Origin of the sequence: Sphingomonas sp. Leaf230, assembly GCF_001421745.1 — a bacterium.
Classification (GTDB): Bacteria; Pseudomonadota; Alphaproteobacteria; order Sphingomonadales; family Sphingomonadaceae; genus Sphingomonas.
In genome coordinates, this window is sequence record NZ_LMKW01000001.1 from 923619 (window position 1) to 936614 (window position 12996).

The following is a 12996-nucleotide window of genomic DNA, read 5'->3' on the forward strand; positions in this document are numbered from 1 at the left end:
AAGATAATGTGAGTGCCGCAAGCACCCGCTCTGGCGGCACTCGACTTGTCAAAGTTTGCGTTATGTCGGACTTATCGTCCAGCAGCCTGACCGCCCAAGCGATCACTCCCCGCCCCCCGTCTTTGTGACGCACCTGCAACATAAGTCGCATAAAACCGTCGCCGCAGGATGCCATGCCCCGCTTCGAAACGCGTAAGGGGAAAGGTGTGTCTTTAAGTAAAATCATGGTCTGTGCGGCGTCGGCAACGATGCTGACGCCGCTGTCGATCGCGGCGCAGACGATCCCGACATCGCCACCGGTCAACTACGTCAACGAGAGCAATCCGGCGATCGGCAGCATCGTTCCGAAGCTGCTCGACAGCTATGTGAAGCTGATCCGCGACCATCCCGAAGTGATGGTGCAGAACTACAAGACCGTTGTCACGATGACCAACGCGCGCACGCCGAGCCAGACCCTCGCGGCGATTCACGACGATCGCACCAACCAGGCCTACAGCATCCTGAATGGCCTGGGCGAGCTGACCAATCTTTACATGGCGGGCGCCGGTGCCTCGACCAGCGGGTCGGCACCGAACACGCTTACCCCGACCAGCTATGCGACGGCGACGCTCGCGGACTATGTCGCCAACATCAATCTCGGCAACAGCTTCAGCCCGGGCGCCGAGAAGTTCGGCAACGGTACCGCCACGCCGCTGGCCGCCGCGGTCGCCTTCATCAACAACACCGTCCGCGCCAGTTCGTCGACCGAGCCCGCCAAGCGGACGTTCGCGCGGTATCAGGGCGAAAACCCACCGATCGATCCGCTCGATCCGCGGTTCGCCAACTACAACGTCAACACCAACCGCGGTGCGCTGACGCTGGCGGACACCGCGGCGATCATCGTGCCGTCGTACTTGTCGAGCTTCACCACGCCCGCGCCCTACGCCTCCACGACGCAGTGGGTACGCGGGTTCGTCGTGACGGCGGACATGGTCGCGGCGAACGGCGGCAAGCCGATCACCGCACCCAATTTCGGCACGTTCGATTCCGCGGGCAAGTTCACCGCGGCGACGTTCAAGGTCGGTGAGTATGTTCCCGGCATCGGTGCCTCGCCGCGGCCATACCGCCTGACGACCGACGTCAACGTACCGACTCCGATGCTTCAGATCATCAATTCGTCCAACCCCTATGCCGACGGCGCCTATCCGAGCGGGCATACCAATTCGGGCATGCTGCAGGCGCTGGGCACGGCGTTCCTGATCCCGCAGCAAGGGCAGGAATTGCTCGCGCGCGCAGCGGACTTGGGCACCAACCGCATCCTCGCCGGGATGCATTCGCCGCTCGACATCATGGGTGCCCGGATTGAGGCGACGGCGCTGTCGGCGACCAACATCTATGCGGCCTTGTATGACGCGAAGGGCAATCGCCTCGACTGGACCAACCCCGCCAACGCCAGCGCGTATGCGGTCTACCAGGCCTATACCCAGACCCAGTCTTATCTGGCGTCCGCCTGCGGCACCGCGACGGTGACGGCATGCATCGCCGCCGCCAACGCGTCTGGCGCAACCGCCGCCGATCCGTATGCCAACGTCGCACAGAACAAGGCGACGTACCTTGCCGAGATGACCTACGGTTTCGCGCCGGTCGGTCCGGTCAAGGCGATGACTGCCGCGGATGTGCCGGTGCAGGCGCAAGTGCTGCTGCTGACGCGGTTCGGGTATCTGACCGATGCACAGCGGACCGATGTCCTCGCGACCACCGCCCTCCCGTCGGGCTATCCCGTGCTCACCGGCAACACGCTGGACGGATGGGGCCAGCTGAACCTCTATGCCGCGAACGACGGCTATGGCGCGTTCAACGGCCAGGTCGCGGTGACGATGGACGCCGCGCAGGGTAGCTATGCGGCCGCCGATAGCTGGGGCAACGATATCGGCGGAACCGGCGGCCTGACCAAGAACGGCACCGGCAGCCTGACCCTGACGGGGAAGAACAGCTATGCCGGCCCGACGATCGTCAATGGCGGCACGCTGGCCGTCACCGGCTCGATCGTCTCGGCGACGACCGTCAACACCGGCGCAGTCTTTGGTGGCACGGGCAGCACCGGCGCCGTTACGATCAACAGCGGCGGCACGCTGGTGCCGGGCATGGGTACGACGCCGGGCACGCTGACGATCAACGGTCCGCTCACGCTCGCCAGCGGCGCGACGCTGGTGCAGACGGTATCGCCTACGCTTGCAAGCCGCACGGTCGTATCCGGCGCGGCGAAGCTCGACGGCACGGTGCGCGTCCAGGGCTCGGTCGGGACGCTACCGGTCACGCGCATCGCCCTGGTCACGGCAGCCGGTGGGGTTTCCGGCAGCTTCGCCAACGTCACGGGTGTTCCCGCCAACCTGCGCGCTGTGCTCGACTATTCGACGACGGCGGCAAGCCTGAACCTCAACCGGACCGATATCGACTATCGCGCACTCGGGGTCACCGCGAACCGCGTCGCGGCGGCGCTGACCAGCGCGGTGCCGTTGGCGAGCGGCGCCGGTGCGGCAACGTTGCTCAACACGGTCTACGCCACGGGCCAGGGCTCGGCAGCGGCCGGTACTGCAGCGCTCGACACCCTGTCCGGCGAGGGCCTAGCCGATGCGAACAGCGCGGCGTTGTTTGCCGGGCGGGTATTCGGCGATGCCGTGACCGATCAGCAGCGTGCGGTCCTGACCGACACCCAGATGCACCTCTGGGGCGGACCGCTGGGTGGTCGGGAATGGACTGATGGCCGGGACGGCGACGGTACGGTCGATCGCCGCAGCAACAGCTGGGGCGGATTGATCGGACTCGACGGTGAAGTCGCGACCGGGTGGCGTGCCGGTTTCGTCGCGGGCGGGCTCGACACCCGCTTCAACACCGCGGCGCGCGCGACCAAGGGCAAGGCGTCGAGCTATCACGTATCGGCCTACACCTCGTATGCGCTGCCGACGGGAACGTATGTCCGCGGGTCGCTGGGCTATGGCCATTATGCGATCCGTACGACGCGGACTGCGGGCGGGATCGGCAGCGTTGCCAGCGAAACCGAGATCGCACGGTACGACGCCGCGGAATTGCGCCTGCGCGGCGAAATCGGTCAGCGCATCGCAGTCCAGTCGTTCGACCTGACGCCGTTCGTCGCGGTGGAATATGCGCGTCTCTACACCGATGCGTTCGCAGAGCGCGGCAGCGTGCTGGCGTTGCAGGCGGGCAAACAGACCACGACGTCGCTACCGGTGAATGTCGGGTTGCGGATGGATGGCAGCGTGCCGTTCGGGAACGGCCTTGCGCTGCGGCCAATGATCGAAGCGAGCTACCTCCACGAGTTCCGCCGCGACCGCGACATCGGAGTCGATTTTATCGCGCTGGCCGATCCCTCGTTCACGATCGCAGGCGCTCGACCTTCGCAAAGCGCGTTCGTCGGCAAGGCCGGACTCCAACTGCCGCTGGCCTCCGCGCTGGTCCTCTACGCCACCGGAACCGGCGTGTTGTCCTCGCAACAGCGATCCTATGCCGGCAACGTCGGCGTGAGGATCAACTTCTAAGACGTTAGAACGCTCGGTCGACCGAGCGCACGCGCGCGGATGATTGCCAACTGGCGAGGTGTTTCGATGGAACGCCTCGCCAGTTTGCTGCTGCCGGCCCTCCACATGATCGGCGAGCCTGCGAACGTGTCGGAGACAAACGGCGGGCGCGATCGTTCGGCATAGATTGCCGGTCAGCGACGCTGGATCTCGCCTGCCTTCCAACCCAAACCCGGACCGAACCCGGATTTTTCGGCATCAGGTCGCGCGCGATCCGTAGCGCATCGTCATACGCAGATCACGGATGGTCGCATTTCGGACCAATCGATCTAGCCGAACAGGCGCGATTCCATAAGCTGCCTATACGTGCGGGATGACTAGCCCGGCGGTCTTTGAGTTCGACGGTCGGTCGTGACTATGCGGACGATGGGTGCCTCTTGCACTATGCTATAGATTGGTAGCATTCTAGATCGTTGGCATCTTGAGATCGTAGCGTCGTCTCGGCCAGCTTTGCATTTTGTCGACGGACTAGCTCCAAAACGATCATGAGATTTTTGCGGGCTTTGCAAACGCATCGGCCGACACGGAACTGTAATTTTCCGATAGCGTCAGGAATTAGATTGGTTATATATTACCAATACCACGCTGCGATGACAGTACCCTTTAGAGGTCCGGCCAGTGAGGTGAGTCGAACGATACGGGCAGGACCGTGTCGAAGGGTGACGCTGCGGCGTCGATGGGAAGGGGCTTTTGACGATGGTTTTTCGTAAGCAGGTTTTGCTCGCATCCGGTGCGGCGATATTCGGTCTGGTACCAGTTTTCGCGCAACCCGTTCTCGCCCAGTCGGCGCCCGCGCCATCGTCCGCCCCCGTCGCCACCACGACCCAGGCTGATCCCGTAGCGGACGGCGCCGATACGGACATCGTCGTCACCGGTATCCGCGGCAGCCTGCGCAGCGCGATCGCAGTGAAGCGCAACGCCAACGCGATCGTCGACGTCATCAGCGCCGAGGCGATCGGCAAGTTCCCCGACCGCAACGTCGCCGAATCCCTCTCGCACGTTCCAGGCGTCAGCATCGATCGTCGCTTCGGCGAGGGCGAGAAGGTCGCGATCCACGGCACCGACCCCGCGCTCAACCGCATGCTGCTCGACGGCCACGCGGTCGCTTCGGCGGACTGGGGCGGCAACGACAATGACCCGACCAGCCGTACCTTCAACTATTCGCTTCTGGCGCCTGAGCTCGTCGAGCGCCTCGAAGTCTACAAGTCGCCCGAGCCGCGCATCGAGGAAGGCAGCATCGGCGGTACGGTCATCGTCCGTACGCGCCGTCCGCTCGACACGCCCGCCAACTCGATCTTCGCATCGGGCGGCTATTCGTACAACGACCGCGCCGACAAGGGTAACGTCCGTGCCTCGGGTTTGTATAGCTGGCACAACGAAGGCGGCACGTTCGGCGTGCTCGGCGCCGTCACCTACGACAAGCAGAGCCTGACGCGGTCGGGCGTCGAATTCTTCGGGTTCGAGAATGCCGGCGACCGCTTTTTCCAGAAGGATGCGAACAACGCGCTGATCCGCGACGCGAGCGGCCAGCCCGTCCTAAAGAACCCGGGCGCGACCGTGAGCGGCGGCACACGCCAGGATCTCGCCAACGCGGTGTCGCCGTTCGGCATCAACTACGCGTATTTCACGCAGGAGCGTAAGCGCATCAGCTATGTCGGCACGGTTCAGGCCAAGCCGACCGACGACATCACGCTGACGCTCAACGGCCTGCATATCGACGGCAACTACAACAACAGCAGCCAGTCGATGTACGTCATCCCCGGCGCATGGAGCGGCGACGTTCTCCAGTCGGCGACGGTCGCGAACGGCGTCGTCACCAATGCGAGCTTCGGCGCAGCCTCGGCCGGCAGCCAGAGCGCGCAGCTCGACCTGCTGATCCGCAAGACCAAGCTGACCACCGACAACCTCAACTTCGTCGCCGAGTGGGAAGGTCCCGGCGGCGCGACCGTGGCGGCGACCGGCGGCTGGAGCAAGGCAATCGGTGGGCGCAATCCCGAATATTTGCTCGATGTGAGGACCGACCTTCCGTACAGCTACGGCTTCACCTCGGACAGCGCGAACGTCGATTACGTCGGCGACCTGACCAATCCTGCCAACTATCGTCGCAGCAACAGCCCGCAGCTCCAGACGATCGATGGCGCTCCCGTCATCGTCAACGGCACGCAGCTGAATGCGGCGCGCGCAGGCGGCATCGATTTCTCCAAGACGATCGATCGCGATTACTACGCGGGCTATGACGCGGTCATTCCGTTCGAGGCGGGGCCGTTCAAGGAAATCCGCATCGGCGGCAAGTTCACCGATCACCGCAACCGCCTGAACGCGAGCGGCTTTAACAATTACTCGACGTCGAACTACACGCTGGCGAGCCTGGGCGTCGACACGATGACGACGCCGAACGGCACGTTCGACGACACCGGCGGCACCGGCAACGCGACCAAGTACATCAACCTGTCGCAGCAGACCGTGATCGACATCCTCGCGAACTCGATCAACATCCCCGTCGCAAAGCCGACCGCATCGTACATCGTCGACGAGACGGTCGCGGCGAACTACGTCCAGCTGAACTTCGACCAGAGCGGCTTCCGCGGCAACATAGGTGGACGCCTCGTCTATACCAAAAACGTGTCGAACTATGCCGACCAGGTCTCCGGCACCGATGGCAGCCTGCCGACGATCGTGCCGCAGCGGGTCGAGAACGACTATCTGAAGTTCCTGCCAAGCCTGAACGTCGCCTATGAAGCGGGCACGCACCTGATCTTCCGTGGCAGCGTCGCGAAGGTGATCGCGCGCCCGCGCTATGAGCAGCTTGGTGGATCGGTCGGTCGCAACGACATCACGCTCGATGCGAGCGGCGGCAATCCGAACCTGAAGCCGTACCAGTCGACCAACTACGAACTGTCGGCGGAATATTATCCGCGGGAGGGTACGCTGTTGTCGCTCGAGCTGTTCCGCCGCGAAGTGAAGGACTACATCCTCAACGGCCTCAGCCGCCAGACGTTCTTCAACGAACTGACGCAGCGCAACGCGTCCTATCTCGTGTCGCAGCCGCTCAACGGCGGCAAGGCGAACGTCAACGGCGCGCTGGTCTCGGCGCAGGGTGAGATCTGGCACGGCTTCGGCCTGCAGGCGAACTACTCCTACGCCGAGAGCTCGACCGACGAGGGGCTGAACCTGCCCTATCTGTCGAAGCACACCGTCAACGTGATCCCGTATTACGAGAACGGACCGTTCCAGGCGCGCCTGAGCTATAACTACCGCTCATCGTATTTCCGCGCGATCGGTCGCCTGAACTCGATCGACATGGTCGCACCGTACAGCCAGCTCGACTTCTCGGCAGGCTTCAACCTGACCAAGGCGATCACGCTGACGGTCAACGCGCAGAACCTGCTCGACTCGACCTACACGCAATATAGCGGCTCGCGCGATCGCCCGACCGCGTTCTACAAGAACGGCCGCACGTACGTCGCCTCGGTCTCGTTCCGGATGTAAACCACGGGAGGCGCGCCGCGATGGCGCGCCTCGTCGAACTGAGCGGTGACCGCGACCAACGTGCGATAACTGAACAGAGCCGGATCGCTGTCGAAAGCTGCAGGAACGGACCTTCATGAGGTTTGAGCGCGTCTGGCGAACCGGCGCCGGACCACCCTTCCCTGCGTCATGCGCGACCTCGTTAATCGGCACGCTCGTCGTTTCGAGCAACGCGGTGCTTTCGATAGGCGCCAAACCGCGCTGATGCGAAAGCCACTCTGCGAGCGCAACTGATGGGCAAGCGAGCCCCCCCTTTCCAAATCGGTCCAATCGCGCGGTGGCAGTCCCTACGGATTGCGGGTGCCGCAACGATCCGTATCGCTAACGGTGGGGATCATGTGACCGCAATCCAGCCACGAAACTGCTTCAAGTCCATCTGCCCGCAATGAAGTCTATTTACATACCCCAAGGTATCACGTGGCGATGTCGGTGTTATTGGGTAACAATGACTGACCTTAAAACTAATTCTCTGGCGTAACCGTGATTCCCAGGCCGCGACGTCCGCATACCGTCTTCATACTATCATAATAGTGCTTATTTTATCACAGCTGAGACAGATTCGATTACGTTCAATACTGATGGAATCGAGACATCATATCCTGCGGCGGTGATCTGATCAGGTAAACCCCTGTAAATCATGGTATTCCGTAAGGACTGTTCGCAACGTCGGCCGATCAACTTTTGACGGACCGTACGGGTCTACTTCCCTCGCGCAGTTGACACTCGCTCCCCTGATGGTAGCCCTATCATACACGGCAACGACCGTGTGCAATCCGGCCTGATTAGGGCGGCCGGGAATGGGGGAGGATTTATGATGAAATTTTCGCGCACGCTCGCGCATTCGGTATCGACCATCGCGGTCGTGACCGGGCTGGCCGCTTCCAGCACTGCGATCGCGCAGACGACCACCGCTGCGACCGGCCAGAGCACTGAGACGACGACCGTGCAGCAGACGGTACCTGACACGGTGCCCGCGGCTAGCACACCTGACGACGCGGCGGCCGGTCCGGCCAACGAAATCGTCGTCACCGGCATCCGCGCCAGTCTGAATCGCGCGATCGACATCAAGCGTAATTCGGCAGGCGTTGTCGACGCCATCTCGGCCGAAGATATCGGCAAGTTTCCAGATACCAACCTCGCGGAATCGCTGCAGCGGATCACCGGCGTGTCGATCACCCGCGCCAACGGCGAAGGCTCCCAGGTCGCGGTCCGCGGCTTCAGCGGCGGCTTCAACCTCGTGACGCTGAACGGCCGCCAGCTGGCGTCGACCAGCATCGATACCAGCACGGGCAACGCCTTCGCGGTCGGCACCGGCCGCTCGTTCGACTTCCAGAACCTAGCGTCCGAAGGCGTCGCCACGCTGGAAGTCTACAAGACCGGCCGGGCGAACATTCCGACGGGCGGCATCGGCGCTGCGATCAACGTCATCACCCGCCGGCCGCTTGACGCGCGCGAAGACGGCCTGTCGGGCTCGATTGGCGCCAAGGCACTATACGACAGTTCGGTCGAGAATGCGGAGGCCAATCTGAAGAAGGTCACGCCCGAACTATCTGGCCTGATCAACTGGAAAAACCCCAGCGAAACCTTTGGCGTCAACGTCTTCGGCAGCTATCAGTTACGCGAGTCGACATCGATCCAGTCGAACCCGAACTATTGGAACATCGTTCCGCTGGCCGACTTCTTGAATACGGCGGGCGCGTACATCACGCCGACGACGAATATCACGAACCGTCCTACGACGCAGTACGTGCAAATCCCGAACGACAGCCGCTACCAGTTCTCCGAGAACCGCCGCGAGCGTATCAACGGGCAGGCCAACATTCAGTTCAAGCCTACGGATCGGCTGGAGATCACGATCGATGGCCTGTATGCGCGCAACAAGTTGAGCGACGAGCGTAGCGAGCAGACCAACTGGTTCCAGCGGCCGTTCAGCGACGTTACCTTCGACGACAACAAGAAGATGCAGACTGCGATCATCCTGGCCGAGGCTAAGCAGGCGGATAAGGGGTACGAGCAGCAACGGTTCGCCACGAAGACCGAGCTCTACTCGGTTGGCGGTAACGTCAAGTGGAACTTCACCGACGTGCTGTCGCTGAAGCTTGATGCAAACCATTCGAAGTCGACCACGAACCCCGACAATGCGAACGGCACGTCGGCGACGACGATCTCGATCGGCGCTCCGGTTCGCGCTACGCACAAAGTCGACTTCAGCAGCGGCTTCCCGCAGCAGTCGGAAACTCTGAACGATTGCAACGCGACCAACGGCGGCCGCGGCGGCAATTGCAACAATATCCTCGACATCGGCGACTTGGGCACGCAGGTCGCGCGTCGGATCTTCTCGAAGCAAGAATCGAGGGTCAACCAGTTCAGTGGCGAGCTGGGCTGGGATCTCGGCAACGATAGCCGTTTCGTGGTCGGCAGCAACTATGTCGATGCAACGACGCGCTCGGCAAGTTCCAATAACCAGCAGATTCTTGGCGACTGGAGCATCACGGACACTGGCCGCGTCCAGGAACTCGCCGGCGATCTCGTGAAAACCTATTGCATGACCTGCAAGTTCGACAAGTATAACCCGAACTCGACCGGATCGGCGCTGGTCGCATTTCGTGGGGATGCGGTCGAACTGCTGGACATCTTCTCACCCTATTATGCGAAGCTGGGCCGCCCCGACGCTTTGCAGGGTTCGTCGGACGACACCGTGGGCGAGAAGAACTTGGCGGTCTACGGCCAGATGGCTTGGGGCGGTGACATTGGCGGACGCCGTGCCAACGCGCTGATCGGCGTTCGCTACGAACGGACCCGGGTCAAGTCGGTCAGTCTTCAGTCGATACCGACAGCTTTAGCTTGGCAATCGGACAATGACTTCACCGTGATCGGCGGACCTCCAGGCGCCGCTGTCATCGCGAAGTCGAAGTACGACAACCTGCTGCCGTCGCTCGACTTCAATATCGAAGTGCTCGACAACGTCATGGCGCGCACCTCGTTCAGCCGTACGCTGGCCCGGGCGGACTATGGCAATTTGTTCGCATCCGTGACAGCAAACGCTCCAAACCGTCCGACAGCACTAGGTGCGGCCCCGGCTCCCGCCACGCGGCAGGATCCGGCGCTGTTGCCGCTGATCTCGGACAATTTCGACGTGTCGCTGGAGTGGTATTACAAGCCTACGAGCTTCGTCTCGGTCGGCTTCTTCAACAAGAACGTGCGCAACTTCGTCGGCAACCAGATAACCAACGGTAACCTGTTCGGGCTGCGCGACCCGGGTTCAGGCGCGCCAGGGTCGCGTTCGGGTATTGCGCAGGCGTTTCTCAGAAACAACGGCATTACCCAGACGGATAGGAACCTGTTCGCCTACGCCGCGCTTCTGCAACAGAATGGCGGAAACCAGGCGGCGACGACGGCGGCCTTCCGCGGCGCGCTCAATCCCGCCACGGGCGAAATCAGCGATGCGGTCTACAATCCCCTCGCCCTTGCGGTCGATCTCGTCGGGGACGCCAATGATCCGCTCGTGAACTTCGCAATCAGCGGGCCGGTCAACAACAAGGAAGGCAATATCCACGGCTTCGAAGTCGCCTGGACCAACTTCTTCGGTCAGACCGGCTTCGGTTTCGCGGTTTCGTACACGAAGGTGAGTGGCGACGTGAACGTGGACCCCTATGCCGATCCGAACGTCAACATCTTCGCGCTGAGCGGTTTGGGCGACAGCGCCAACTTGACGGCAATCTACGACAAGGGCGGTATCTCGGCTCGCGTCTCGTACAACTGGCGTGACAAGTATCTCGCGGCGACGAACCAGGGCGGCAATCGCAATCCGTTGTTTACGGCCGCGTTCGGTACGTTGGACGGCAGCATAAGCTACGATGTCACGAAGGCGTTCTCGGTCTCGCTCGAAGCGGTCAACCTGACCAGCGAGCCGTTCCGCCAATATGCCCGCACCGAGACGAACCTGGTATATGTGCAGGAACTCAAGCCACGCTATTATCTCGGCGCGCGCTATCGTTTCTGATGACGACGGGAGTGGATCTTGGTCCACTCCCGACCCCACTAAGAAGGCCGCCGCCGTGCCGTGCAGCGGCCTTTTCCTTTGTCGGTCGCCATCGCGCTGATAAGCGTGAAGCAACAACAGGACCGGAGCGGATGAACCCCGTACAGATCAACAATATCGACCATGCCGATCTACGCGTAAGCCCGCGGGCGGGCGCCGCGTTCGGCGACGCGGCCAATCAGACGCTGATATTCCCCGCGGAGTTCGAGGAGGTGCAGCGCGAATTCTCCATCATATTCCGCCGCCGTGACGAGGGATTGCAGGCCTATGCCCTGTTGGGGCTGGACCGAGACGAGAACCTGTTCCTGTCCGGCGATTATTGGACAAGCCGCTATGTACCCGCCAGTCACCAGCGCGGCCCCTTCTCGATCGGGATGGTTCGCGCCTCCGGTGACGATGTCGGCGAGCCGATGCTGCACGTCGATCTCGACGACGGGCGCGTCGGCGACAGCGCCGGCCTGCCGCTGTTCCTGGAACATGGCGGCAACACACCGTATCTGGAACATATCACCGGCGTGCTCCGCCTGCTGTACGAGGGGCTGGAGACCGCGCCGGCTGCCTATACCGCGCTTGACGAGGCTGGCCTGCTTACGCCGGTAACGCTCACCGTCGATGTCAGCGAAGAGCGCCGCTATACCATAGCCGACGTGCTGGTCGTCGACCTCGAGCATCTAGCCGCTCTTAAAGGCGAACCGCTCGAGCGGCTCCATGGATCAGGCGTGCTGCGTCTTGCCATTCTGGCCGCAGCGTCGCTTGGCAACATCCAGCAGTTGATTGCGCGCAAGCAATCTCTGCTCACCCAGAACGGTTGATCCCGGTGGCAGGTATCACGCGCCGTACGCGTGTCATCGATGGCACGAGCGCGACCAGCGTGCCGATCGCCGACCTGATCGCCGATGGCGTTCCGGTAATCCTGCGCGGGATCGCCAGCCACTTGCCGCTGGTGGCTGTCGGGCTGGAAGGTGCGGAGCCGGCAATGACGTGGCTGAAGCAGTTCGACGGTGGCCGTCCCGTCACGGCGTACGTCGGCGATCCGGCGATCGGCGGCCGCTTCGGGTATTCCGACGATTGCACCGCGCTGAACTTCAAACGAGAGAGCGGCTCGCTGTCCGGCTACCTCGATCAGCTTCTTGCCGGCCTCGGCGATCCGGAAGCCCCCGCCATCTATATCGGCTCGACCGACATCGATCTGTACCTGCCTGGCCTTCGCGCGCAGGCCGCGCTGCCGTTCGAAGACCCGCAGCTTGTCGAGAATCCGCCCCTGGTCAGCATCTGGATCGGCAATCGTACCACCGCCTCGACGCATTACGACATGTCGAACAATCTGGCGTGCTGCATCGTCGGCCGACGACGCTTCACGCTGTTCCCGCCGGACCAGGTCGCCAACCTTTACCCCGGCCCCCTGGAGCCGACGCCGGCCGGACAGGTGGTGAGCATGGTCGACCTCCGCGCACCCGATCTCGACCGGTATCCACGCTTTGCCGAGGCGCTGGCGCATGCTGAGGTCGCGGAACTAGAGCCGGGCGACGTACTGCTCTACCCGGCGTTGTGGTGGCACAATGTCGAGGCGCTGGATCCGTTCAACGTGATGATCAACTATTGGTGGAACGCGGTGCCACGGTTCATGGATACGCCGATGAACACGCTGCTTCACGGCCTGTTGTCGTTGCGCGATCGGCCCGATCACGAGAAGCAGGCGTGGCGCGCGATGTTCGACCATTATGTCTTCGGCCCTGCGGATCAGGCTCGGGAGCACCTGCCCGAGCACGCACAGGGCGAACTCGCGCCGCTGGATTCGATGTCGGCACGCCGGTTGCGCGCCAAGATCCTCCAGCGCATCAACCGATAGGA

General features: G+C 62.7%; 5 protein-coding genes. All 5 read left to right on the forward strand.

The genetic code is table 11. The annotated features are described in order from the left end of the window. Nucleotides 1-206 precede the first annotated feature (206 nt). The 5 genes from ASE82_RS04035 to ASE82_RS04055 all read left to right on the forward strand — a co-directional run bounded on the left by ASE82_RS04035 (nt 207) and on the right by ASE82_RS04055 (nt 12994). Nucleotides 207-3536 carry an autotransporter family protein gene (locus ASE82_RS04035; protein ID WP_162236679.1) on the forward strand — a complete coding sequence of 1110 codons (3330 nt, stop codon included), beginning with the start codon at nt 207-209 and terminating at the stop codon, nt 3534-3536. 735 nt (nt 3537-4271) lie between these two features. Then, on the forward strand, nt 4272-7064 hold the full coding sequence (locus tag ASE82_RS04040) for a TonB-dependent receptor (RefSeq protein WP_056059645.1): 2793 nt from the start codon (nt 4272-4274) through the stop codon (nt 7062-7064). Nucleotides 7065-7917: 853 nt separating this feature from the next. Beyond that, nucleotides 7918-11106, forward strand: a complete 3189-nt coding sequence (locus tag ASE82_RS04045) for a TonB-dependent receptor (RefSeq protein ID WP_082441207.1) — start codon at nt 7918-7920, stop codon at nt 11104-11106. Nucleotides 11107-11237: 131 nt separating this feature from the next. After that, complete coding sequence (locus ASE82_RS04050; RefSeq protein ID WP_056059151.1) at nt 11238-11957, forward strand: SapC family protein; 720 nt, start codon at nt 11238-11240, stop codon at nt 11955-11957. After that, nucleotides 11957-12994 (forward strand): cupin-like domain-containing protein, encoded by a 1038-nt coding sequence (locus tag ASE82_RS04055; protein WP_435368531.1) that lies wholly within the window; start codon nt 11957-11959, stop codon nt 12992-12994. Before ASE82_RS04050 ends, ASE82_RS04055 begins: the two co-directional genes overlap by 1 nt. The last annotated feature ends 2 nt before the right edge of the window (nt 12995-12996 follow it).